This is a genomic window from Fodinicola feengrottensis (genome assembly GCF_039530045.1).
Taxonomy (GTDB): Bacteria; Actinomycetota; Actinomycetes; order Mycobacteriales; family HKI-0501; genus Fodinicola; species Fodinicola feengrottensis.
Window position 1 is genome coordinate 13205 of record NZ_BAAANY010000013.1, and the last position, 23072, is coordinate 36276.

Annotated in this window: 22 protein-coding genes and 1 riboswitch; of the genes, 11 read left to right on the forward strand and 11 right to left on the reverse strand. The window is 66.8% G+C overall.

What is annotated here, in order from left to right; all coding sequences use genetic code 11:
* Positions 1 to 6: 6 nt before the first annotated feature.
* Positions 7 to 630 carry an alpha/beta fold hydrolase gene (locus ABD301_RS42470; protein WP_163569357.1) on the forward strand — a complete coding sequence of 208 codons (624 nt, stop codon included), beginning with the start codon at positions 7 to 9 and terminating at the stop codon, positions 628 to 630.
* Between the two features lie 49 nt (positions 631 to 679).
* Here ABD301_RS42470 and ABD301_RS18710 read toward each other — a convergent pair whose 3' ends face one another.
* The 3 genes from ABD301_RS18710 to ABD301_RS18720 all read right to left on the reverse strand — a co-directional run bounded on the left by ABD301_RS18710 (position 680) and on the right by ABD301_RS18720 (position 2982).
* Complete coding sequence (locus tag ABD301_RS18710) at positions 680 to 1381, reverse strand: fibronectin type III domain-containing protein (RefSeq protein ID WP_344311539.1); 702 nt, start codon at positions 1379 to 1381, stop codon at positions 680 to 682.
* Between the two features lie 4 nt (positions 1382 to 1385).
* Positions 1386 to 1988 carry a hypothetical protein gene (locus ABD301_RS18715; protein WP_344311540.1) on the reverse strand — a complete coding sequence of 201 codons (603 nt, stop codon included), beginning with the start codon at positions 1986 to 1988 and terminating at the stop codon, positions 1386 to 1388.
* Positions 1989 to 2088: 100 nt separating this feature from the next.
* Entirely contained in the window at positions 2089 to 2982 is an 894-nt protein-coding gene (locus ABD301_RS18720; protein ID WP_279580989.1) for a glutathione S-transferase C-terminal domain-containing protein, read from the reverse strand.
* A 217-nt stretch (positions 2983 to 3199) separates the two neighbouring features.
* Between ABD301_RS18720 and ABD301_RS18725 the strand changes: the two genes are divergently transcribed.
* Positions 3200 to 4240, forward strand: coding sequence for an NAD(+)/NADH kinase (locus ABD301_RS18725; protein WP_344311541.1), 1041 nt, complete (start codon positions 3200 to 3202; stop codon positions 4238 to 4240).
* Positions 4241 to 4303: 63 nt separating this feature from the next.
* Here ABD301_RS18725 and ABD301_RS18730 read toward each other — a convergent pair whose 3' ends face one another.
* The gene (locus ABD301_RS18730) at positions 4304 to 5068 is read right to left on the reverse strand and encodes a hypothetical protein (RefSeq protein WP_344311542.1); all 765 of its coding nucleotides are present in this window, start codon (positions 5066 to 5068) and stop codon (positions 4304 to 4306) included.
* 123 nt (positions 5069 to 5191) lie between these two features.
* A riboswitch (cyclic di-AMP (ydaO/yuaA leader) is annotated at positions 5192 to 5335 on the reverse strand.
* Between the two features lie 270 nt (positions 5336 to 5605).
* Between ABD301_RS18730 and ABD301_RS18735 the strand changes: the two genes are divergently transcribed.
* A complete protein-coding gene (locus ABD301_RS18735) occupies positions 5606 to 6148 on the forward strand; it encodes a MauE/DoxX family redox-associated membrane protein (RefSeq protein ID WP_344311543.1) in 543 nt (180 codons plus the stop codon).
* On the opposite strand, the gene boxB is transcribed toward ABD301_RS18735, so the two are convergent.
* On the reverse strand, positions 6145 to 7566 hold the full coding sequence (gene boxB, locus ABD301_RS18740; RefSeq protein ID WP_163569364.1) for a benzoyl-CoA 2,3-epoxidase subunit BoxB: 1422 nt from the start codon (positions 7564 to 7566) through the stop codon (positions 6145 to 6147). The two genes, ABD301_RS18735 and boxB, sit on opposite strands and share 4 nt — an antisense overlap.
* A gap of 2 nt (positions 7567 to 7568) precedes the next feature.
* Entirely contained in the window at positions 7569 to 9239 is a 1671-nt protein-coding gene (gene boxC / locus ABD301_RS18745) for a 2,3-epoxybenzoyl-CoA dihydrolase (RefSeq protein WP_344311544.1), read from the reverse strand.
* A gap of 187 nt (positions 9240 to 9426) precedes the next feature.
* On the opposite strand from boxC, the gene ABD301_RS18750 reads away from it, so the two are divergent.
* On the forward strand, positions 9427 to 10284 hold the full coding sequence (locus ABD301_RS18750; protein WP_344311545.1) for a PaaX family transcriptional regulator: 858 nt from the start codon (positions 9427 to 9429) through the stop codon (positions 10282 to 10284).
* 48 nt (positions 10285 to 10332) lie between these two features.
* Here ABD301_RS18750 and ABD301_RS18755 read toward each other — a convergent pair whose 3' ends face one another.
* Entirely contained in the window at positions 10333 to 10482 is a 150-nt protein-coding gene (locus ABD301_RS18755) for a hypothetical protein (RefSeq protein WP_163569365.1), read from the reverse strand.
* 29 nt (positions 10483 to 10511) lie between these two features.
* Here ABD301_RS18755 and ABD301_RS18760 point away from each other — a divergent pair, with 29 nt between their 5' ends.
* Entirely contained in the window at positions 10512 to 11726 is a 1215-nt protein-coding gene (locus tag ABD301_RS18760; RefSeq protein ID WP_344311546.1) for an erythromycin esterase family protein, read from the forward strand.
* A 68-nt stretch (positions 11727 to 11794) separates the two neighbouring features.
* Here the strand turns inward: ABD301_RS18760 and ABD301_RS18765 are convergent, their stop codons facing one another.
* The gene (locus tag ABD301_RS18765) at positions 11795 to 12313 is read right to left on the reverse strand and encodes a CGNR zinc finger domain-containing protein (RefSeq protein WP_163569366.1); all 519 of its coding nucleotides are present in this window, start codon (positions 12311 to 12313) and stop codon (positions 11795 to 11797) included.
* 37 nt (positions 12314 to 12350) lie between these two features.
* On the opposite strand from ABD301_RS18765, the gene ABD301_RS18770 reads away from it, so the two are divergent.
* The gene (locus tag ABD301_RS18770; RefSeq protein WP_344311547.1) at positions 12351 to 13031 is read left to right on the forward strand and encodes a hypothetical protein; all 681 of its coding nucleotides are present in this window, start codon (positions 12351 to 12353) and stop codon (positions 13029 to 13031) included.
* A 46-nt stretch (positions 13032 to 13077) separates the two neighbouring features.
* Here ABD301_RS18770 and ptsP read toward each other — a convergent pair whose 3' ends face one another.
* The 3 genes from ptsP to ABD301_RS18785 all read right to left on the reverse strand — a co-directional run bounded on the left by ptsP (position 13078) and on the right by ABD301_RS18785 (position 17369).
* The gene (ptsP, locus tag ABD301_RS18775) at positions 13078 to 15441 is read right to left on the reverse strand and encodes a phosphoenolpyruvate--protein phosphotransferase (RefSeq protein WP_344311548.1); all 2364 of its coding nucleotides are present in this window, start codon (positions 15439 to 15441) and stop codon (positions 13078 to 13080) included.
* A 111-nt stretch (positions 15442 to 15552) separates the two neighbouring features.
* Complete coding sequence (locus tag ABD301_RS18780; RefSeq protein ID WP_344311549.1) at positions 15553 to 16206, reverse strand: response regulator; 654 nt, start codon at positions 16204 to 16206, stop codon at positions 15553 to 15555.
* Positions 16203 to 17369: a sensor histidine kinase gene (locus ABD301_RS18785; RefSeq protein WP_344311550.1), complete on the reverse strand. Its 1167-nt coding sequence runs from the start codon at positions 17367 to 17369 to the stop codon at positions 16203 to 16205. Before ABD301_RS18785 ends, ABD301_RS18780 begins: the two co-directional genes overlap by 4 nt.
* A 130-nt stretch (positions 17370 to 17499) precedes the next feature.
* On the opposite strand from ABD301_RS18785, the gene ABD301_RS18790 reads away from it, so the two are divergent.
* The 5 genes from ABD301_RS18790 to ABD301_RS18810 all read left to right on the forward strand — a co-directional run bounded on the left by ABD301_RS18790 (position 17500) and on the right by ABD301_RS18810 (position 23071).
* Positions 17500 to 17991, forward strand: coding sequence for a YbaK/EbsC family protein (locus ABD301_RS18790; RefSeq protein ID WP_163569368.1), 492 nt, complete (start codon positions 17500 to 17502; stop codon positions 17989 to 17991).
* Positions 17992 to 18058: 67 nt separating this feature from the next.
* On the forward strand, positions 18059 to 19213 hold the full coding sequence (locus tag ABD301_RS18795; RefSeq protein ID WP_344311551.1) for a DUF6923 family protein: 1155 nt from the start codon (positions 18059 to 18061) through the stop codon (positions 19211 to 19213).
* Positions 19214 to 19247: 34 nt separating this feature from the next.
* Positions 19248 to 20012 carry a bestrophin-like domain gene (locus ABD301_RS18800; protein WP_344311552.1) on the forward strand — a complete coding sequence of 255 codons (765 nt, stop codon included), beginning with the start codon at positions 19248 to 19250 and terminating at the stop codon, positions 20010 to 20012.
* 192 nt (positions 20013 to 20204) lie between these two features.
* Positions 20205 to 21410, forward strand: a complete 1206-nt coding sequence (locus ABD301_RS18805; protein ID WP_163569370.1) for a helix-turn-helix domain-containing protein — start codon at positions 20205 to 20207, stop codon at positions 21408 to 21410.
* A 248-nt stretch (positions 21411 to 21658) separates the two neighbouring features.
* Positions 21659 to 23071: a family 2B encapsulin nanocompartment shell protein gene (locus ABD301_RS18810; protein WP_163569371.1), complete on the forward strand. Its 1413-nt coding sequence runs from the start codon at positions 21659 to 21661 to the stop codon at positions 23069 to 23071.
* Position 23072 lies beyond the last annotated feature (1 nt).

Below are 23072 nucleotides of genomic sequence, written 5' to 3' on the forward strand. Positions count from 1 at the left end.
GGGGGCATGACCGACGTGATCATTCTGCATGGAGCTTGGCATCAACCCGCTCACTTCGATGCCCTTGTCGGGCTGCTGCGCTCACGAGACCTGAGCGTGGAGGTGCCTGACCTCTACGAACTTTCGCTGGACGACAGCACTGGCCTGGTCGAGGACATCGTCGCTGCCGCCAACCGGCCGCCGCTGGTGCTCGGACATTCTTTTGGTGGCGTCACCGCCGGAACGGTCAACGGTGCGCAAAAACTGATCCTGCTGGCCGGTTGGCTTCTCGATGTCGGCGAATCGCCGGCCCAGCTCATCGCCCAGGTCGCGGCGAAACCGGCGCCCCGCCGGCGGGACTTGTCGCGACGCCCGACGAAAACGGCCGGCTCCGGCTCGATGTCGCCGATGCCAGGAAGAACCTTTACGGCGACGTCGACGAACCCACCGCTCAGCGCGCGATCGAACTGCTCCGCCCGGAGCCGCCGTCCATTTTCGGGGCTACCCCGAGCCGCGTCAGTTGGCACGACACTCCGTCGCTCTATGTGGTGGGAAGCGACGACCGTGCATTGGCCGCGCCCCTTAGCAGCCGTTTCGCGGCCCGTTGCACAATTTCCGAGACCTGGGACACGAGCCACTCGCCCTACCTGAGTCATCCGGTCGCTGTCGCCGAACTGGTTCAGCGACAGCGGCAAAGGACCTAGGCCAATGTGATTTGGCTTGCCGTGTTGGACGAAGGGCCGTAGACAAAGGCGCGTACGCGATAGGTGGCGGTCTTCTCGTTCGGGAGGATCACCACCCCGCATGAGTTGATGTTCTCCTCGAGCACCTGGACGACCCGAAAATCGGCGCTGCCAGCGGGTTTCACCTCCACCAAATAGCCGGACTCGTCGCTGGCGCGGTCCGTCCAGGTGAGCTTGATGCCGTTCGCGTTCATCACGGTGGCCTTCAGATCCGTCGGCGCGCCGCCGCCCTGGACCGACCGAGGGGCCACCGCTGGCTGCCGCACGGTCCGTGGCTCGGCCCAGATGTGGTCCTGGGCTTGGGTTTTGTCGTCGTAGTCACCCGGCGGGAGCGTACGAGTGATCGCCGCGGTGGTCGGCCCGTAGTACGGCACAACGCGATAGTAAAACGCCGTCTGCGGGATGAGGTCCCGATGGTCGTACGACATTTGGCCGGGTGGCAGGAAACCCAGGATCGTGTACGGGCCGGCCGCCGCGTTCGCGAACTCGACAATGCGGCCGGCCGGGGTCGGACCACGGTCGCGCCAAGCCAGCTTGATGTCGACGGGCGGGACCAAAGTGGCGGTGAGCGACACTTTCGGTGCGGTGGTGGCCGTGTCGGCGCAGCCCGCCGTCACGGCCACCACCAGCACGAGGGCGACTGCCCAGAGTCGAGTCATGTCTTTACTGGTAGGCAAAAGCCAGGTTGCTCCACACCACGGTGATGGGTCCACTGCCGCTGGAAGTGCGGTAGGCACCGACCTTGTCGTAGTAATTGCCACCATCGGGCGCCGACTCGGTGAACTTCAACGATCCGTTGATGTAAACCTGAAGTTTGCTGCCCACCGTGTGAATCGTCTGCACCGCGACTGTGGTTCCCACGGTGGCGCCAGAAGCGACCGTGGCACCACCCTCCACGGAGTAGAGTCGGCCGCCGTTTTCCACCGCCAGCAGAAAGAACGGCCCAACATCGTCGTGGAAGGTCTGTTTCAGGCTGATCCGCGAACCACCCATGCTGGTGATCCGGAAGGAGCCCTGGAACCGGCGTTGGCCGCTGGAATAGTCGACATACCGCCGCTCGGCGCGATCGTATCCGCTGGTCGACGTGCAGCTGAGGTGGAAGGTCAGGCCGCTGACCGTGCCACAGCCCTGCTGCTGGACCGTGTACGACGGCGAATAGGTCGTCCAGGCAGGTGCGACCGCCGCCGCGGCGGCGGCTGGCGCGACCACCAGAACCAGACCAAAAGCCATCATGCACGCGACCACTGCGCGTTGCTTCACCGACATTCGTTCCTCCTTGAGCCCAGTAATGTTCACTTACGTGAATGGCTTCGCAGATAAGAACGTGTTCAATGGAGCATTAAGCTACTTGTGGCATATGCCTCTGTCAACGCCCAATAACCGCGTACGAGCGCTCGACCACCAGATCCCAGTCCGGCACGGTCGCTTCCGGGTCGGTGAAGGAGTCAAATCTTGTCGTCTGTTGGAAAGCCGGCAGTTGGTAGAGCTCGCGCGCGTACGCCCAAAGATGCGGATATTCCGGCAGTCCCGGGTTGATCGTACGAGCTGCGTTCGCGCCGGCGTCGTACCGAACCAGCGTCACCCACAGCCGGATGTCCGCTTCGGTGAGCTGGGATCCCAGCAGGTAGCGCGATTTCGCCAAGCGCGCGTCGAGTTCCGCGTACGCGTCAAGCAAAATCGTACGAGCGGCCGGGTCTGTGAGCGCCGCGCCAACGTTCTTGTTCACCGCTGGCCCGAGCCAGCGATCTAATTCCTCGATTTGTTCGCGAAGCGACTCCGGATAGGTTTCGACGCCATTCGACCACTGCCCGAACTGGGTGGCGAAGTCGACGCCGATCGTGGCGAAATTGTTGCTGACAAGGCGATTCGTGCGCCGGTCCCACAGCGCCGGCACTGAGACGTGCCCGTCGAAACCGGGTTCGGTCGCCTCGTACGCCTGCCGGAGCAGGGTGAATCCGTTGACTGGATCGGGGCCGTGCTTTTCCCGGAAGGCCCATCCCCGGGCGTCCCGCTCATCGTCCACATAGGACACGCTGACCACGTCCCGCAGGCCGAGCAGGGCCAACTCGATGGTGGTGCGCTGCGCCCAGGGACAAAACCAGCCGGCGTAGAGGTGATAGCGGCCCGGCTCGGCGGCGAAGCCGCTGGAGCCGTCGGCGGTGATGCGGCCGGTGAAGCGATACAACGGCCGGGCGCCACCAGGCGGCACGCGGTATTCCCCGTAAGTGGCGACATCGACCGGACTCGCGAACCCAGGCACGCCGTTCCCCTCCCAGTTGGGACCCCACCGACCACAACCCGGCCGACCAGCGCGGCTATTCCGGATCGCTACCACGATCGCGCGCCGACACCGCCGCCGCGGGTCCGACGCGCCGGCCGCTACCGAAGTCGCGGCGAGCGGGAACCACTTCACCCACCAGCGCCGGTCATCGGCAAGACTGGTGGGACCGTACGCACGCGCAGAGAAAGCGAGAACCATGGGAGACCGGCGCATCGGCCTGGTGGTGCACGAGGGCCGCGAGGCGGCGGTGGATGCCGCCCACCTGGTGCATGCGTGGGCGAAGAAGAACGCCATCGAGGTCATCGAGATCGACGTGTGGCGCCTGGACAACGGCCATCGGCCGCGCCGCAACGCGAAGGACGAGGTCGAGGCGGCAGGGCATCCGTCGCTGATCGTGACCATCGGCGGCGACGGGACGTTCCTGCGTGGCGTACGGGTGGCGGCGTCCGACGACGTGCCGGTGCTCGGCGTGAACGTCGGGCGGGTCGGGTTCCTGACCGAGGTCGAACCCGCCGAGATCGAGTCGGCGCTGGAGGCGTTCTTCTCCGGGAGCGCGCGCATGGATGAGCGCATGATGCTCACCATGCGAGCGTCGCGGCCGCTGGAGATCCCGGACGGGATTCAGGCGTTGCTGCAGTACGGGCGGGGTCCACTGCTGCCTCCGCCGCCGCGCCGGATGGTCAGCCAGGACAACGTCAGCCAGGACCAGGCCGCGGGCATGGAACTGGACGTGACCGCGCTGAACGACGTGGTCTTCGAGAAGCTCGCGAGGGACCGGCAGGCGAGCCTCGCGGTCTACCTCGGCGAGTCGGTTTTCGCGTCGTACTCGGCGGACGCGCTGATCGTGGCGAGCCCGACCGGCTCCACGGCGTACAACCTCTCGGCCGGCGGGCCGGTGCTGTCGCCGAGGCTGAAGGGTCTGGTGTTTACCCCGGTGGCGCCGCACATGATCTTCAACCGCAGTGTCGTGCTGGCGGCCGGCGAAGCCGCTTCGGTACGCGTGCTGGACCGCTCCGGCCAGGTCGCGGTGAGCGTCGACGGGCAGCTGCGCGGCGTGCTGGACCCGGGCGACTGGGTGACCGTCCATCCCGCCGAGCACCCGGCCCGGTTGGTACGCCTGCGCCCATCCGACTTCTACCAGCGGCTGCGCAACCGGTTCTCGCTGGCGGACGCACCGGCGGCGCTGGCCGACGGCGGCGAACCGGCCGGCTGCCCACCGCCCGCCGACATGTACTAGGCCCGACGTTTCAGGGCGAAATTGCCCCCATTTCGGACCTACAACGTCACCCTCGCGAGGGGTTTACATCGCGAAAGCGGGCCGGAAGCCGATCGTCATCGCGCCGCGGCGATGCCGGCCGGTGGTGTGTCGATGCTTGCCGGCCGGCGCGGCGATGCCGCCGGGCCGCCGGATGCGGACGAACATGGCCGCCGCGCCGATGCCGACCATCGCCGAGACCACGCTCGCCGGCGCGACCACCGGGTCGGCGACCAGCGCATGATGCGAGGCGACGCCGACCACGGCGCTGGTGTTGGCGTCCGCGACGACCGTGTGCTCGACCAGCGACTGGCTCTTGGCTGGGCCAGTGACCGGTGGCACCACGGTGGGCGCTGGCAGGTTCGGCCGGGAGTCGTGCACTCTCCAGGCGCCGGTGGAGAACGGCTCCGGCAGGCCCTTCACGCCGGTGCCGGTGCCCCACTCGGTGATCACGTACGTGACCTGGATGTGGCCCGGCCCGAAGCCGTCGACCAGGTGCGTCTCGGTGTTCCAGTGGCCGCCGGTGAGCTGCGCGTACGTCTCGCCGTCAATGTCCAGCATGATGCCGTGGTCGGACGGGAAACCGGGGCCGCGGTCACCGATCATGAAGTCGGCACGACGCCCGTTGTAGAGCACGTATCCCTGGGTGCCCAGCGGCCAGCTCGGGCTCGCGAAGATGCCCTTGTGCATGCCCTGCCCGCCGGCGGGGTTGCCGGTGTCGCCGGAAAGGCCGGAGCCGTCGTCCCAGAAGTACGACGCCATTGTCGAGCCCTGCAGGCAGGTGCTGGGTGGTGGAGTGGTGTCAGGCACGGCGTTAACCCACTACCCGCACGTCACCATCCGGATCCGGGGTCGGTCGCACGGCGGCCAGCGACGCTGGCCGACGGACGTGTTCGGGGCATGACCAAGAGCATGGAACAGCACCACGCGGTGCTCCTCTCCTTCGGCTGCCTACCGGGTTAGCTGACGGGTTCGGGCCAGGAGACGCCCTACCGCAGCGCGCGAACGCACTGCCGATTCACCCCAAGGACCTGGGTCCCCGGCTCCCTCCGAAGAGGGATTCGGCGGTCGTCCGGCTGCCTTCCTGGTGAAGCGCAGGTAAACCGAACGAACGCTAAGGACTCTAACCGGACCCCCGACGGATCCTTCGCGGGGTCAGCATAATCACAACCGTGTCGTTACCATTCAGTGCGTACCCCGGAAAACCGGCATGCCTATCGTGCCTGGTCAGAGCCTGAAATCACGCTTCGCGCCGAGGCTGTGACAGCGACCGCATGGGGGCAATTCCAGCCGCGCATGCTCCGGCGTGCCAAGGTGGGACGTAGGACACGACCGGGGAGAGACTGGATGCTGTACGTGGCATTGGCATGCCGGCTGCTGATCGGCGTGGTTTTCGTTGCCTCGGCGGCGACCAAGCTGGTCGGAACATCGGCATTCGGGGATTTTGTCGCGTCTGTCCGGCAGATGCGGGTGTTGCCCAGGGCTTGGTCGCGACCGGTCGCCCTGGCGGTGGTGATCGCCGAAGTCCTGACCGTGGTGCTGGTCGCGATCCCGCTCGCGGCCTCGGCGATGGCTGGTTTCGGCCTGGGGGCAGCCCTGTTGGCCGCCTTCGCGGTCGGCATCGTGATCAGCGTGCGAAAAGGCGAGCGCACCCCGTGCCGCTGCTTCGGGAAATCCACCACGCCGCTCGGGCCGCTTCATGTCGTACGCAACGTTTTCCTGATCTGCGTGGCGTTGCTGGGTGCCGCTGGGGCACTCTCGACCGGCAGTCTTGACCTGGGTGCCGCCGCGGTCGCCGCGGTCGCCGGCCTGGTGGTGGGCGGCCTGGTCATCGTGCTGGACGACATCGTCGACCTGTTCCGGCCGGTCAAGCCAACCCCTGCTCGTTAGGGAAAACGCACGTACTCGTAGTCGAATGGCTGGCCGTTGATGCCGTTGCGGGGTGGCGCGATCCAGGCGGCGATCTTGCCGCGCTCGTGCACCGGCCGCATCAGGGATCGTACGTGCGTCTTGTCCACCTCGGTCGGCAGCCAACTGCCCTTGCGCAGTGCCCATTCGTCGGTGGAAATCTTCTCGCCGTCCGGGGTCGCCTCGATGCCGGAGAAGGCGCCGACCTTGCGGTTGAAGGCCTGGTGCGGGAGCTTGAGTCGGTGCGAAAGCCCGGCGCTGTCCAGAATCTTGTTCCAGCGGTTGACCCCGCTTTGGCAGTCCGAGACATATTCGCGCCGCAGGTCGGCGTTTAGCCCCACCAGCGCGGAAACCTCGGCCTGCCCGATCTCGCCGTCCGGGTCGAGCGCGTCGACCATGATCGACTCCTCAGTGAGCCGGTGGTCGTCCTTGCGACGGTCCTCCATCCAGCGGCCCTTCAAACCCGCGGTGAAGTAGTTCGCCACGTTGGTGGAGGTCTCGCCGCCGAACAGGTCCAGCGAGACGCTGTAGTGGAAGTTCAGATATTTCTGGATGACTTTCAACGGAATCCCACCGAAGGACGCGATCTCCTCGGTGTCATTCTCCTTCATCAGCTGGACCGTACGCTCCACCACCCGGTCGATGCCGGTGGTGCCGACCATCATGTGGTGCGCTTCTTCCTTGAGCATGAACTCGCACGTACGGGACAATGGGTCGAAGGCGCTTTCCTTGAGCGTACCGAGCTGGTATTTGCCGTCCCGGTCAGTGAAATACGTGAACATGAAAAAGGACAGCCAGTCCGGCGTCTCCTCGTTGAAAGCGCTGAGGATGCGCGGCGCGTCCTCGCTGCCGGAGTTGCGGTGCAGCAGCTCTTCGGCCTCTTCCCGGCCTTCCCGGCCAAAATACGCGTGCAGGAGGTAGACCATCGCCCACAGGTGCCGGCCTTCCTCCACATTCACCTGGAAAAGGTTGCGCAGGTCGTAGAGGCTTGGCGCGGTGGCTCCGAGGTTTCGCTGCTGCTCCACCGAAGCTGGCTCGGTGTCGCCCTGGATGACGATCAGCCGCTGCAGCTCGGCCCGATACTCCCCCGGGACCTTCTGCCAGACCGGCTCGGTCCTGTGTTCCCCGAAGCCGATCCGCCGGTCCGCGTCGCGCTCGGCCAGGAAGATCCCCCAGCGGTAGTCCTTCATCGCCACATGACCGAAATTCGCCCAGCCCTGCCGGCCGACGTTGATCGCCGTCCGCAGGTAAACGTCGTGGGTGGGCAGGGTCGGGCCCATCGATTCCCACCAGCTGAGGAAGTTCGGCTGCCAGGACTCCAACGCGCGCTGCAGCCGACGGTCCTCATGCAGCTCGACGTTGTTGGGGATTTTCTCCGAATAATCTGCCCTGTCCGGCATGCTCAGACCCGTTTCCTGTCGAATTCCGCGCGTTGCCCGGTGCCGAACTTGCGAAGCGCCCCATACTCGCCGGACGCGTTCGGCCGTACGAAGATCCAGTTCTGCCAGGCCGTCAGCCGGCCGAAAATCTTGGTCTCCAACGTTTCCGGTCCGGTGAAACGATAGTTCGCCTCCAGGCCGGTCAGCGCGTCCGGACTGAAACTGCCCCGTTCCTCCACCGCGATCCGCACCTCGTCGTCCCAGTCGATGTCGTCCGGCGCGAAGGTCACCAACCCGAGCTCGGCGGCCGCGTCGGCCCGCAGCGGCTTGTCCATTTCCCCGCGAGCGGCTTCCAGCGCCGGCTCGTCACCGTAGAATCGCGTCTGTACGCGGGAAAGTCCGTTGCCCATCGGCAGCACGCCGAAGTTCATCTCGGTCAGGTGCAGTGCGGCCGGCTCGGCATCGGGGTCGATGTCCTCGAAAACCCCGAAAAGCTGGTATGACCGGTCGGCGGCCAGCGCGAGTTCGAGCAGGGAGCCAGCGAAACAACTGCCCGGGTCGATCAGGGCCAGCAGGCTGCGGCTGGTGACGTCCAGCCTTTTGAGCGTACGTTTCAAATAATGCAGGATCTCGTTGACCAGCCAGTCGTCCCGGTTCGCGAGCAGCAGCCGATCGTACGCCAGCACCTTGTCGCTTTCCCCGCGAGTCTTCAAAATCCACGTGCCGGCGCTGAGTTCGTTGGTCCGCAGGTCCAGAATCAGGTCGTCAACCTCGCGGGTGACCGCCAACGTCCAGAAATCCGCGCCCTGCGCTCGTACGCCAGCAACATCGGTTGGTGCGTCCGCGGTGGGGCCGGCGACGGTGATCTCGACCGTACCGGCTTCCCGGTCCAGCACCGCCGTCACGTGCTCGTACGAGATCCGGTCGTCCTCTCGCTGCTTTTCCAGCGGACTGAGCGAAATTCCGGTCGCGTCCGTCGGCCGACCAGAGCGCTCGGCCAGTTCCAGAGCGCGAGCGGCCACCGCCTGCAGCCACTTCGGCCGCGGCACGACTTCGTCGACGAGCCGCCACTGGACAGCCTTCTTGCCGCCAATTCCCTCCGAACGGGTGGAAAAGTAGTCGGCGAGGTCACGCCGCACGTGCCGCTTGTCGACGACCCTCGTCAGGCCACCGGTGCCCGGCAACACGCCCAGCAACGGCAACTCCGGCAACGAAACCGTGGACGAGCGGTCATCGATCAGCATCAGATGCTCGCAGGCCAACGCGATCTCGTACCCGCCACCGGACGCGGTGCCGTTCAAGGCCGCCACATATGTCTGTCCGGAATTCGCCGTCGCGTCCTCAATGCCATTGCGGGTTTCGTTGGTGAACTTGCAGAAGTTGACCTTCCAGGGGTGCGGCGAAGCGGCCAGCATCCGAATGTTGGCACCCGCGCAGAAAATCTTCTCCTTGCCGCTGGTGATCACCACCGTACGCACCTCGGGGTGCTCGAACCGGAGCCGTTGCACGGCGTCGTAAAGCTCAATGTCGACGCCCAGGTCGTACGAGTTCAGCTTCAACTCGTAGCCGGGGCGCAGGCCGCCCTGCTCGTCCACGTCCATGGTCAGCGTCGCCACCGGCCCGTCGGTGGCGATCTTCCAGTGCCGGTAGTCGACCGGCCGGACCCGGAACTCGACGCGGGCTGTTGCGGTCACGCCAGGGTGGATCGATGTCATAGTCGACTCCGCAGTGTTCACCCGGATCCTCCCAGCGACCGATGCTCTCATGTTCTACAACTCCATGTGAGCCTGTCAAGTTCTTGTAGAATATCGCAACTGGTGATGACCGACCACTCACCGTCAGGAAGAATTGGCCACTACGGCAAATCAGACGAAGGACGCGATGACCATCAGCGACCCGGCACCGGGCGAGCGGGCCCCCACGCTGTCCCGTCGGCACGCCGCCGGCGCGTCCAGCGCGCGCGGCCTGCTGTTCACCGTGTTGGGCGAGTTCGCGCTGGTAGCCGAGCGGACCGCCTGGACTTCAGCGTTGATCGAGGTGCTGGGGCAGCTCGGGGTGGACGAGAAGGCCACCCGACAGGCGCTGATGCGAACGGCCGCGGACGGCTGGCTGCGCGCTGAGCGAATCGGCCGGCGCACCTTGTGGCATCTGACACCGAACGCGGAGCGGCTGCTCACCGATGGCGCGCAGCGGATTTACTCCTTCACCGGCCCGGCGCAGGGCTGGGACGGCACCTGGCTGCTGGTGTCCGTACGAGTGCCGGAAAGCGACCGGCGAGCCCGGCACCTTCTTCGTACCCGCCTCAGCTGGGCCGGTTTCGGGTCGCTCGGCGCCGGCCTCTGGATCAGTACGCATCCAGAGCGCGAGGCCGAGGTCGCCGAGGTGCTGCGCGAGGCCCGGATCGCCGACGACGCGCACGTTTTCATCGCGACCCGGCCGGGCATCGGGGACGTACGGGCGATGGTCCAGCAGGCCTGGGACCTGGTCGCCGTGGAAGAGCAGTACGAGGACTTCATCGCCGAGTTCTCCGACCCGGCCCGCAAGAACGCGTTGATCGACCAGATCGAGCTCGTCCACGCTTGGCGGCGGTTTCCGGCAATCGACCCTGCCCTGCCCCGCGAGCTGCTGCCCAGCCGCTGGTCCGGCGTCAAGGCCGCCACCCTGTTCGGCCAGCAACACACCGCCTGGGCGCCCGCCGCACGTACGGCCTGGGAAGCCCTCAACCCACCGCGGACCTGACGTTTCACTGCCGACAGCAGCGAGAACGTCAGGTTCGCGGAGGTTCGGTCAGCCCGCCTTGGAAGCGGTCAGGTCGAACGAGCCAGCCAGCCTGGTCGCCGACCAGGTCCGGCCGCCGTCGGAAGACTTGGCGAGCCAGTAGTCGGCCGGCAGACCCGGGCTGCCGAGCCCGGGTGCGCGATAATCATTTCCGCCCATTTGCCGCGCAGAGACGAACAGAGGTCACCGTGACATTGCCCGACACGATTCGCCGGTTGCCGATGGACGATCTGTCCTCAGTCGCCGAGCTGGTCGGCGATGCGCACCTGGTGGCAATCGGCGAGAACAACCACCACATCCGCGAGTTCGGCCTCCTGCGCGACCGCATTCTGCGCTTCCTGGTGACCGAGCTGGGCTTCGGTGTCCTCGCCTTCGAGTCAGGTTTCGCCGAGGGCCAGCTGGTCGACGACTGGATTCGCGGCGGTGCCGGCGATCTCGAGACGATCGCGCGGGAAGGGTTCACGTTTCGTTTCGGCGAGGCCACCGAAGTGCGGGACATGCTCGGCTGGCTGCGCGCGCACAACGCCGACGGCGGCCGGGTCCGGTACGCCGGTGTGGACGTGCCCAGCTCGGGCGGCTCGGTGGTGCCGGGCCTTGCGCTCGTACGGGACTACCTCGAAAAGTACGCGCCCACCGAAGTGTCCTATGTGGACGATGCTGTCACCGCCACCGAACCGTACGTCGCGGCGAACAACGCGGTGGCGTCCGGGCGTTATGCCGAGCTGAGCACAGCAAGCCGCGACGCTGCTGCCGCCGCACTCTCCAGGCTGGCGCTCCGGCTGGACGCACTGGAGCCGGGTTCGGACCCGTACGACCACAAAATCGCCCGCCATCACGCTCTCGGAGCGCTGCGCCTGGACGAACAGCTGCGTGAGTTCGTCGCGCTCGGCCAGCCCAACCCGCCCGCTCTGGTGGCGTCCTCGCGCGACATTTACCAGGCGGCGACGGTACGTTTGCTGCGCGAGGTGTTCGGGCCGGACGAGCGGATCGTGCTGATGGTGCACAACGGCCACGCCCAGCGAGTCCCGATGGAACTGATGCCAGGGGTGCGAACACGTACTGCCGGCAATTATCTCGCCGCCGATTTCGGTACTGACTATGTCGTTCTCGGGATCACCGCCGGCACCGGCAGCACCACTGACCTTCGACTGGATGCGAAGGCTAACCAGGGTTTCGAGGTGTTTTCCCGGCCACTGGACGAGCCCGCCGATGGCAGTGTGGAGCAGGCCGTCCACGCCAGCGCGCCAGTCCTGCTGGATTTTCGTTCAGCGCAAGGGATCGCTGGCCCGTCGAGCATTCGACACGCGTACACGACCATGCGAGTCGACGTGCTGGCCGCCTTCGACGGCCTGATCTACCTGCCCACCATGAGCCCGAGCTCGTTCGTCGCTCCTGATCACTAGTGTGGCGAGGTCGCTTCTGGCGCTGGAGAAGGCAACGAACCTCGGACGCGGGACTCCAACGGACTTTGCTAGGAGTTTCTCGCCGCCCGGGCCCGATAAGCCGCGACCGTCGTCCGGCTCGCGCACGCGTTGGAGCAGAACCGGCGCGTCCGGTTCCGTGACTGGTCCACGAAGTAGTTTCCGCAGCCGGTCGCGGCGCACCGCCCCAGCGTCACCGCCGGATCCCCGGCCGCGACCAAAGCCAATTTGGCGGCGATCTGCTGGCCGAGCCACTGTTTGGCTGGGGCGCCGTTGCGGCTGAAGTGAATGTGCCAGCCGCCGAGGCCGTCGTGGTCGGACAGGTGCATGTCCGGCGGGTAGTCGCGCAGCAAGCGATGGACAGCGGCGGGGGCGACGCCGTCGACCAACTGCGCCAGGGCCGTGCGTACCAGGTCCGGCAGTGCGCCGAAATCGCCGTCCGGCGGCGGAGTGATCTCGTGCTCCGCGAAGAACGCGGCGACCAACTCGCCCTCCTGGTTGAGGGTGCCGGTATTGGCCAGCTCGACGGCGAGCCGCGTTACGTTGCCAGTGTAGTCATCGTAATTCATTTGACCACCTACATCGATGCTGTTTACAGTAGGTTCCATGATAACCGATGACACCTACATAGCTCGTCGCCTGCAGTTGCTCGGGGAGTGGGACGCCGCGCTCGCCGTCTTGGGCCCAGACGCCGATCTCGAGCTGCGCGCAGAAATTGCCGTCGATCGCTGGTTCTTCCAGATCCAGGGCCACGAGGAGGCCAAGAAGGCGGTCGCGGCGCTGGATCCCGCATCGTCGACCGCGCACTTGCTCACGGCGCGACTGGCCTACAGCCGCCTGTTGTTCGGCCGCGACCCCCGCGCTGACGACCGCGCCGTGGCCGAGGCCGAATACAGTGCGGCGGCTGAGAGCGGTGACGAGAAGCAGCGCGGTTGGGCCGAATACCACTGGGGTGTCCTGCTGGACAACATCGACGAGGACACGGCCGGTGCCCTCCCACGCTACGAAATAGCTCTCGAGATCGCGACGAAGTCCGGCGACGACTACTTCGAGTCCTACATCATCCGGCACCTCGCACATCTCAAGGAGCCCGCCGAGGCCACCGCGCTGCTGCGCCGCTCACTCCACCTGCGCGGCGCACTCGGCGCCCGGCCGCAGACAATCGCCGCCCAGGCCGCCCTCGCCGAGGACCTGCCCGAAGACGACCCCGAACGCGCCGAGCTCGTCCAGATTTCCCGCGCGGGTGCGCGAGAACTGCGCATCGGCTGGCTCCTGTCCGACAGCTAGGGTGGGTGTTTCCGGACAATCAGATCAAGTGAGCAGACGCAGGACACTAGAGGCGACCGCAAAGGCCGCGGACGGCCCGCGCGCTGGACTGCTGGAGAGCCCGTTGGGCAAGTGCGGTCGCGGCGGCCATGTCGACCCGACGGACCGCCTGTTTCACCAGTGGAATAGCCGCTGCGGCCACACTCAGCTCACGGACACCGAGGCCGACCAGCAAGGGGACCGCGAGCTCGTCCGCGGCCAGCTCGCCGCAGACCGCCACGTCAATCCGGTCGCCGGCGGCGCGGGTCACGCAGTCGATCAACCGCAGGACGGCCGGATCGTACGGGTCGGCGAGGCCCGCCACCGCGGCGTTGCCGCGCTCGGCGGCCAGCGTGTACTGGGTGAGATCATTGGTGCCGATGCTGAAAAAGTCCACGTGTGGGGCGAGCGCCCGGGCATTCAGGGCAGCCGACGGGACCTCGACCATCACCCCCACCCGCAGCCCCTGGGCGCGAGTCACCGCTGCCAGCGCGGTGGTCAGCTCGTCCACTGTGGACACCATCGGGAACATCAGGTCGACCGGGTGGTCGCTGGCCACCCGGGCGATCGCGTCGAGCTGGTCGTGCAGGAGTTTGGGCCGGGCCAGCGCGAGCCGGATGCCACGCAGGCCAAGGAAAGGGTTCGCCTCGGCGGCGGTGGCCACATAGGACAGTGGTTTGTCCGCGCCGATGTCGAGCGTACGGAAGGTGATGCGGCGGCCCTGGAAGGTCTCCGCGATGGACCTGTACGCGGCCTCCTGCTCGTCAACGGTCGGCGGCTCCATCCGACCCAGGAACAGGAACTCGGTGCGGATCAGGCCGGCCGCGTCGGCACCGACCTGGCGGGCGGTCACCGCGTCCGCCACCGAGCTGAGGTTCGCGGCCACCACGATATGGGTGCCGTCGGTCGTACGCGCCGGCTCGTCCGCCACCGCGATCGCGTCGGTCTGAGCGGCGTCAAATTTTCCGGCCCGCCAAACGAAACCAGCCAGGGTCTGGGCCCGCGGGTCAATCACCAACTCGCCCGTCGCACCATCCATCGCGACGATTTTCCCATCCGCGCGGGCCATTGTGTCCAGGCCAGCAGCGACCACCATCGGAATGCCACGAGCCCGGGCCAGGATCGCGTTGTGCCCGGTCGGACTGCCGGCGGCGAGCACGATGCCGGTGACCAGCTCAGGATCCAGGCCGCTCACGTCCGCCGGAGTGAGGTCCTCGGCGAGCAGAATGCCTGCCCTGGAAGCAAAACCAGTCGGAGTGCCGGCGAGCTGGCGCAGGACCTGGTCGCCCACTGCCCGTACGTCCGCGGCCCTGGCCCGCTGGTAACCGTCCGGCAACGCGGCGAGCTGGTCGCTCATCACCTGCACCGCGCGGTCCCACCCAACCTGCGCCGAACGGCCACCGTCCAGCTGCCGGCGAGCCTGGGCGAGCAACTCGATGTCCTCGAGAAAGAGCAGGTGAGCGGCGAAAATATCGGCCTGGCCGGGGCCTAGCTCGCGCTCGACCTGGTCCCGCCGGCGAATGGTGTCGGCGCGTACGGCCGCGACCGCGTCGGTCAGTCGCAGCCACTCAGCAGTCGGATCACCGGTTGGCTGCGCCGAGACCTGGGGCACCGGGTGCTGGGGCGTCCAGGCCGGGCCGATCGCGATGCCCGGCGCGGCAGCCAACGGTCCGGCCCGCTTCGTCCCAGCCCCGCCCCGACCGTCGGTTTCGTCGAAGTTTCGTTCCGCCAGCGCGACAACCGCCATCACTGCGTCGGCGGCCTGCGGTCCGGTGCCGGTGACCTCCAGCAAATCCCCCTGCGCGGCCCCGATCCCGGTCACCTGGCTGAGGCTGGCCGCCGGGGCCGGCGCGGACTCGGTGGTGAGATCACGGATCCGCAGGTCCGCCTCGAAACTGAGCACCAGCGCGACCAGCTTGGACGCCGGACGCAAGTGCAGGCCGTGCTGATTACGCAGCGCGAAAGTCCCGCGGGCCACTGGTTGCGTGTGCTCGGCGACAGGTTGTTTCGCCGCCAGTGCTCCCAACGCCTGGACCTCGACGGCGTCCAACGACAGCCCTGCGCCGGCCGCGGCGACCGCCACCACCAGCCCTTCCACCAGCGGCGCCGGACACAGCCTCACCCGTACGCGCGTGTCGTGTTCCAACAGCTCCAAGGCCACCTTCGCGGCGATCACGGCGCTGCCCAGATCCGTCAGGACCAGCACGCCTTCCGGGTTGTCCGCCTTCTCGATGGCGGCCGCGATCGACGAAGCGTCGGTGCCATAGGTGTTGTTGTCGAGGCCGGCGGCGATGGCGATCGTGACCGCCTGGCCGTTCGGCATCTCCCGGGCGAACGCCACCGCGGCCTCGGCCAGTGCCCGGCTGTGCGTGACAACGACGATGCTGATCATCACGATCAGCCTACCCAGCGCTACGGCGTCAGACGCGGCTGCCAATGACACGGGTTCGCGGCCCAGCCACCGACCGGTTCTGGGTCGCGGTACCGTCCAGGAAGCTTGAATCTAGTTCGCAAGACCTGACTGGTAGGCGAAAACCACTAGTTGGGCGCGGTCGCGGGCGCCCAGTTTGGTCATCGCTCGACTCACGTGAGTACGGGCAGTGGCCGGGCTGACGACCAACCGCTCGGCGATTTCCTGGTTGCTCAGGCCTTCCGCGACCAGGCTGACCACCTCACGTTCCCGGTCGGTGAGGGTGTGCAGGTACGGGTGCGGCTTGACTGGCCGGGAGGTGTGCGAGACAAACTCGCTGACGACTTTGCGAGTCACCGAAGGCGAAAGCAGCGCGTCGCCGGCGGCCACCAGCCGGATCGCCCGGAGCAGCTCGGCGGGTTTGGTGTCCTTCAACAGAAAACCGCTGGCGCCATGCCGGAGGGCCTCGAAAACGTACTCATCCACTTCGAAAGTGGTGAGGACGATGACCCGAGTGTGTTCCAGTGCCGGGTCGGCGCTGATCCGGCGGGTCGCCTCCAGGCCGTCGACGCCGGGCATCCGGATGTCCATCAGGACAATGTCCGGCCGGCTTTCCTTGGCGGCGCCGACCGCGGCCAGACCGTCGGCCGCCTCGCCAGCGCAGCTCATGTCGTCCTCACTGTCAATCAGCGCGCGCAGGCCGATCCGGACCAGTTCCTGGTCGTCGACGATCAGTACGGTGATCACTCTTCTCCTCCGGTCGGCAGGCTGGCGTGCACCTCGAAGCGGCCGTCATCGGTGGGCCCGGCGGCAAAACTGCCGCCAAGCGCGATGGCGCGCTGACGCATTCCCGGAATGCCCAGCCCGCCGCCCTTGCCCGGCGACCCGTTGACCGCGTTCGTGACGTCGATCACCAGTTCTTCGGTCTGGTAGGCAATCTTGACCGTGGCCTGCCCCGCGCCACTGTGCCGCAGCACGTTTGTCAACGATTCCTGGACAATCCGGTAGGCGGTCAGGTCGACGATGGCCGGCACCGGGCGCTCCGGACCGACGAGATCGACTTCCACGTCGATGCCCGCCTCGGCCATTCGCCGTCGCAAATCCGGCAACCGGGCCAAAGTCGGGGCCGGCGCGCGGGCCGCCTCGGCGTCGGTACGCCGTACGACTGCCAGCGTCGCGCGCAGTTCCTCCAGCGCCTCGCTGCTGGTCCGGCTGATCGCCTCCAACGCCAGCTGCGCCTGCTCGGGTTTCTTGGCCATCAAATGCAAAGCCACATCGGCCTGCATCTTGATGGCGGCGAGGCCGTGCCCGACAATGTCGTGCACCTCCTGGGCGACCAACAGGCGCTCCTCGTCGACGTGCTGTCGCAGCGCCTCGGCTCGGTCCCGTGCCACCGACTCGCGCCACTGCCGTACGACGAACCCGCCGGCGTACGGGACAACCACCCACGCCGACACCGGCATCAACCCGAGCAGGTTCTCAATAGCGCCCTGGCGTACGAAAATGTCCAACATCAGCAGCACGATCGCGGCCAGCGCGGCCGGCAGCGAGCGGACCAACGGCAAATGCCGGGCCACCGTGTAGACCACGACAAAAAATGACAACAGGATCGGCCCCAGCACGAAACCGAGCATCAGGTACGCGGAGGTCAGCACGGTGACCGCGGCGAACGTGATCAACGGCCACCGCCGCCGGACCACCAGCACCAACGCGGTGACGATCACCAAGGCGAGGCCGAGATGCCCGGCTGGTGCACCGATGGACGACCATGGGTCGGGGCCGGTGTGCGGCCACGGACCGGAGCCGCCCGGCCGGTGCGCCCCGCTGAGGATAGCCGTGACGGGGACCCCGACCAGGGTCAACGCAAGAGCCAGCGCAAGATCGCCGACCAGCGATCTCGTCACTCTCATGCCCACCCCGATCTCACCGCTACAGCCTGCCTGACGCGGTCGTCGCCGGCATCCTCTCGTGGGCGGCCACGCCCGTACGACACTGGGCGTAGTCGTAAGGTCGAGTGATCATCCAGAGAGAGGCAGCGCCGTGTCCGAGGAACCGACCGCGTACGACCGGCTGCTCGCACTGCTCGACGAGGGCGGCGCGCAGTATCGCGTGCTCGAGCACGCGCCGGAGGGGCGTACGGACGTGGTCAGTGGCTATCGTGGCAACCCCGTCGAGCAGGCCGCCAAATGCCTCGTCGTGATGGTCAAAATCGGTAAGAAGACCAGCCGCTACTTCCTCGCGGTGGTGCCCGGCGACGCTCGGGTGGACCTCGCGGGCCTGAAGGAAAGGGCCGGCGGCACGTACGTCTCCTTCGCTTCCACCGATCGCGCCGAGGCGCTCGCCGGCAGCGTCAGCGGGACCATCCTGCCGTTCGCCTTTCATCCTGATCTCGAGCTCCTGGTCGATCCGGCTTTGCTGGAGCATCAGGAAATCTTCTTCAACGCGGCCCGACTGGACCGGTCCCTGGCGCTGAACACAAAAGACTACATGCGGCTCGCCCAGCCGCGAGTCCAGACGATCACCGCGGCCTGACTCCAACTTAATTTGCCCACAACACAGTTGTGGCCGGTTACCGAGAGCACCCTTAGCGTGATCGACCGTGCCGCTTCACTCGTCATACCGGGTGGTGGCCGCGGTTGTGCTGCTGGTCGCGGTCGGGTTGTTCCCGCAGGCCGGCGTCAGCAGCACAACAGCGGTCATCGGTGACACCGCGCCAAAAACCAGCCAGCCGGCGGTCTGCGAAGGCGGCTTCTACGTGGTCCGCGGCCGGCAGCTGATCCGCTTCGGCTCGGACGGGGTGCAGCACCGGACGATCAGCCAGCTGCCACTGGAAGTCAACGCGCTCGCGTACGCACGAGACCAACACCTCTTCTATGCGATCGGCACCGATCGGCGCGGTGCCCGGGTCATCACCATTGACGAGGCCGGTCACGCCCGGGACCGGGGGCCGGCGCCGCGCGGCACCCGGGACGCGTACGCCGGCGCCATCAGCGGCAGTCATTGGTACGTCCGTGGCGGTGGCGACATGGCCGTGGTCAACATCCAACCGGGACACGGGTTTCTCACTGTCAGCAGGAAAGTACGCCTCTCGGCGCACCCCTATCTGGGCGACTGGGAGATCAATCCCGCGGACGGCGACCTCTATGGGATCGACACGGCCGGCTTTGGCGCCGGCCGGCTCGTCAAGGTGAGTACGAGCAGCGGCCGGGTCACCGTGGTGGCCAAGCCCCAAGGCCTGCTCGGCAACGGATACGGCGCGGTCGCGATCTACGGTGGAGTGCTGCACGCGTTGCACAACGCGACCGGTCGAATGGTCCATATTCCGTTGGGCAGCCCGCAAAAACTGACCTGGTCGACGGTCGGGCTGGCCGGCCTGAACGCGGACGCGGCGAGCTGCCCGCGACCGGCTGTGCCACCACCGCCGCCCGTACCACCGCCGGCCTCGCCCGCACCGTCACCGCACCCCAGCCCTTCCCCCAAGCCAAAACCGCGGCCCACCCCGACGCCCCAACCGAGACCGAATCCCGCGCAGACCTACTACCAGCCCGACCCGACCGAGCCGCCGGCCACCAGCCCGGCGCCGCCCAGCCCGAGTCCGAGCCACCGTTTTCTGGTACGGGTCACCAAACCGTTCCCCCAGCCGCGTTCCCAGCTGCCGCTGACCTTCGCGGTCTTCCTGGGCCTGTTGGTGCCGGCGCTGATCGTGGCGGCCCGCGGCGCGGCGCACGTGGCGTCCGCCCGGCACCGCCGGTGACCTCGCACCCCACCGACCCGAAAGGACGGCAGCCATGATCGTTCTGTTCACCGGCATCGGCGTCGTAGTTCTCGCCGCGGGCATCTCCGTCGTGGGTTTTCTGTTGATTTCCAAGTACGTTCCCGAGCGTTGGCTGGTCGCCGACGCGGACGCGGCCGGTGCGCTTTACGCCAGCATCGGCATGGTTTACGCGATCCTCATCGCGATCGCGGCGATCGCGGTCTGGGAGCCGCACACCGACGCGCGCGAGGCGACCAGTCAGGAAGCGGCTGACCTCATCGAAATCCAGCAGTTGTCGTCGCAACTGCCGGCCGCGAGCCGGCCGGCGATCCACCGGCTGACCGTCACTTACACCGAATCGGTAGTGGCCAGCGAATGGCCGGCACTGCACGACACGCATGCGCAGAGCCCGGAATCCGCCGCGCTTTTCCAGCAGCTACGGACAGCCATCGAGCAGGTCAACCCGTCCAGCAACCAGGAGCAGAGCGCGTACGACGCGGTGCTCGGCCGGATTTCGGACGCCGCCGACGCGCGTCGTACCAGGATTTCCGCGGCGGACAAGTCAATGCCGCCACTGCTGTGGCCGGTGCTGATTATCAGCAGCCTGGTCAGCGTCGGTTTCCTCTATCTTTTCGGGCTGGACCGGACTTTCCCGAATGGCATCATGATGGCCACGGTGGGTGGCATGATCGCGCTAGTGCTGTTCGTGATCTTCCAGATCGAGTATCCGTTCAGCCGGGCGCTGGCCATCGACCCGGCGCCATTCATCCTCGCCCTCCAGCAGATTGGCGGATCGTAGGACCATCCGATGATTACCCACTGGTATCGAACAAGTACCACAAGTGATGATTGATTACTACCGGCTATTTGGCGGATACGCCGTGGTACACCCAGCTCCTACAGTCGGTGGCGTCAATCGCCCACGACGTCCGAAACACAGCAAAGGGCGTGTATTGGGATATTTGCCGAAAATAGCCCCAGGGGTGAGAAGATGGTCTCCGATCTCGACGTGCCACTGGGGAAACGGATCGAGCTGGCACGCCGCCGGCGCGGCCTGTCCCGGGCCGTGCTGGCCGGGCTGGTCGGCCGCAGCGCGGAGTGGATTCGGCAGGTCGAGCGGGACGAGCGGGCAGTGGACCGACTGTCCATCCTGCTTCGGCTGGCCGAGGTACTGAAAATCTCCGACGTGTCCGGTTTTCTGGGCAGCGCGGTGCCACTGGCGCCCCGCCGGAACCTCCCGCGAGTGCCGGTGAACGAGCTGCGCGAGCTGCTTTTCCAGCCGGAACTGACCCACCAACCACACCATGCCGTGGACAACGGCCAGCTGGAAAGGCTGCGCCGGGACGTGATCGACACGTGGACCGGGTGGCAGGATTCGCCACATCGCTACACGATGACGCTGCAGCGGCTCCCGGGTTTGCTGCGTACGCTGGCAGAACTCGGCGAGGCACCGGCCACCGACGGGCTGGCCGCCTGCACGTACCGGCTGGTGTCGGCGGTGCTACGACGGATCGGCGACCAGCCGCTGGCGCTGCTGGCCATTGAGCGCTCGGTGCAGGCGGCCCGCCGGACCGGCGATCCGCTGGCCGAGATCGCCTGCGCCGGCGGCTTCGCGAGCACCCTGCTCAGCCTCGGTTTTCCAGACCGCGCAAGGCAACTCTGTCTGGAGCTGCTGGAAGAGTTGCGTACGAGGGTGTCGTCCGAGACCGTCGAGGAGATTTCGGTGTACGGCGCGATGCAGCTCACCGCCGCCGAGGCCACCGCGGCCGACGACGACCAGGTGGCCGCCGAGCGGCTGCTCGACCAGGCCAGGGCCACCGCCGGCCGGCTGACCGAGGACCGCAACGACCTGCGGACCGGTTTCGGGCCCACTGACGTGGAAATCCATGCCGTCCGGATCGCGCTCACCTTCGGCCGGGCCCGACATGCCTTACGGATAGCCGAAACCGTGGACACCGGGAAGATCCACGCCCGCGAGCGCCGGGCCCGGCACTACATCACCGTGGCGCAGGCGCACGGTCGGGAAAGCAACACGTTCGGCGCGATCTTCAGCCTGCTGAAGGCCGAAGAGGCGTGCCCGGAGGAGATCCGGTTCAGCGCCGAGGCCCGCGATGTGGTGCAGGACCTGCTGGCCCGCGACAATGCGCTCGTACGCACCGACCTGTGGGCTTTGGCGGAGCGTTCCGGCCTCGCCTGAGTTCCCACCGAAGTCGGACGACATGGCAGTCCATAGTGGACATTCATGGCAAGCCGACGATGTTAATGCCGTTTACCGACCGGTGCCGCAACTAAATTTGGAACCCAGCTCGCGCGCCAGCCGATCGGCAAACCGGCTTGTCTACGTACAGCTCCGCCCTCAATACGCTCCGTTTCGTCGTTGTTCCTGAATGGAGTCAGGGCGGCGGCGTCGATTTCGACTTCCGATCGCGATGGGTGGTGTCGGCAGTGACCGTGACGGACCCCGATCTGGGGACTGACCAGGATAAACCGCAGCTGAGTCTGGGGACCGCGGCAGCCCGGAATCTGGCTACCACGACCAAGTCCACGCCGCAGATGCAGGCGATCACCTCGCGGTGGCTGCTGAAAATGCTGCCGTGGGTGCAGGCGGCCGGTGGTGTCTACCGGGTCAACCGGAGGCTGAGCTACACGGTCGGGGACGGCCGGGTCACGTTTGTCAGCACCGGCGCGGACGTACGGGTGATCCCGCAGGAACTGCGCGAGCTGCCGGTGCTGCGGGCCTTCGACGACGAGGCCGCGCTGACCGCGCTGGCCGGGCGTTTCACCCAGCGGGAATTCGCGCCCGGCGAGGTGCTCGCCGAGTTCGGCCACCACGCCGACCAGGTTTTCCTGATCGCGCATGGCAAGATCAACAAACTCGGCACCGGCAAGTACGGCGACCAAACCGTGCTGGGCGCGCTTGCCGACGGCGACTACTTCGGCGACCAGGTGCTGACCGACGAGCAGAGCATCTGGGAGTTCACCGCCAAAGCGGTCACCACCTGCACGGTCCTCGCGCTGTCCCGGCAGGCGGTTTCCGAGCTGCTGGGCCAGATCCAGCCGTTGCGCGAGCATATCGAGCAGGCCAGCACGGTTACCGAGCGAGCACAGAACCCGCAGGGCGAGGCGGAAATCGAGTTGGCGTCCGGGCACGAAGGCGAGCCCGACCTGCCCGGCACCTTCGTCGACTACGAAACATCTCCGCGGGAATACGAGCTGAGTGTCGCGCAGACCGTGCTGCGCATTCACAGCCGGGTCGCCGATCTCTACAACGAGCCGATGAACCAGGTGGAACAGCAACTCCGGCTGACCATCGAAGCATTGCGTGAACGCCAGGAACACGAGCTCGTCAACAACCGTGATTTCGGCTTGCTGCACAACGCCGACCTCCAGCAGCGCATCCAGACCCGGACCGGCCCACCCACCCCCGACGACTTCGACGACCTTATTTCCACCGTGTGGAAGGAACCCACGTTCTTCCTCGCGCACCCACGGGCGATCGCCGCCTTCGGCCGGGAATGCAGCCGTCGTGGCGTCTACCCGTCCAGTGTGGACATGGGCGGGCAGCTGGTCCCGTCCTGGCGCGGCATCCCGGTGCTTCCCTGCAACAAGCTGGAAGTCAGCTCCACCCGGACCACCTCTATCATGCTGATGCGGGTTGGCCAGGAGCAGCAGGGCGTCATCGGCCTGCACCAGATCGGCCTGCCGGACGAATATCGCCCCGGACTTTCGGTACGGTTCATGGGCATCAGCGAGAAGGCGATCCTCTCCTATCTGGTGAGCGCGTATTATTCGGCGGCCGTGCTGGTGCCGGACGCGCTTGGCATTCTGGAGAACGTGGAAACCGGCCGGGAGGACTGAC

Bases quoted from the DNA above. Each gene is read 5' to 3' on its own strand.
- ABD301_RS42470 (WP_163569357.1), top strand. From the start codon at position 7: ATGACCGACGTGATCATTCTGCATGGAGCTTGGCATCAACCCGCTCAC.
- ABD301_RS18710 (WP_344311539.1), bottom strand. From the start codon at position 1,381: ATGACTCGACTCTGGGCAGTCGCCCTCGTGCTGGTGGTGGCCGTGACG.
- ABD301_RS18715 (WP_344311540.1), bottom strand. From the start codon at position 1,988: ATGTCGGTGAAGCAACGCGCAGTGGTCGCGTGCATGATGGCTTTTGGT.
- ABD301_RS18725 (WP_344311541.1), top strand. From the start codon at position 3,200: ATGGGAGACCGGCGCATCGGCCTGGTGGTGCACGAGGGCCGCGAGGCG.
- ABD301_RS18735 (WP_344311543.1), top strand. From the start codon at position 5,606: ATGCTGTACGTGGCATTGGCATGCCGGCTGCTGATCGGCGTGGTTTTC.
- boxB (WP_163569364.1), bottom strand. From the start codon at position 7,566: ATGCCGGACAGGGCAGATTATTCGGAGAAAATCCCCAACAACGTCGAG.
- ABD301_RS18750 (WP_344311545.1), top strand. From the start codon at position 9,427: ATGACCATCAGCGACCCGGCACCGGGCGAGCGGGCCCCCACGCTGTCC.
- ABD301_RS18755 (WP_163569365.1), bottom strand. From the start codon at position 10,482: ATGGGCGGAAATGATTATCGCGCACCCGGGCTCGGCAGCCCGGGTCTG.
- ABD301_RS18765 (WP_163569366.1), bottom strand. From the start codon at position 12,313: ATGAATTACGATGACTACACTGGCAACGTAACGCGGCTCGCCGTCGAG.
- ABD301_RS18770 (WP_344311547.1), top strand. From the start codon at position 12,351: ATGATAACCGATGACACCTACATAGCTCGTCGCCTGCAGTTGCTCGGG.
- ptsP (WP_344311548.1), bottom strand. From the start codon at position 15,441: ATGATCAGCATCGTCGTTGTCACGCACAGCCGGGCACTGGCCGAGGCC.
- ABD301_RS18785 (WP_344311550.1), bottom strand. From the start codon at position 17,369: ATGAGAGTGACGAGATCGCTGGTCGGCGATCTTGCGCTGGCTCTTGCG.
- ABD301_RS18800 (WP_344311552.1), top strand. From the start codon at position 19,248: ATGATCGTTCTGTTCACCGGCATCGGCGTCGTAGTTCTCGCCGCGGGC.
- ABD301_RS18805 (WP_163569370.1), top strand. From the start codon at position 20,205: ATGGTCTCCGATCTCGACGTGCCACTGGGGAAACGGATCGAGCTGGCA.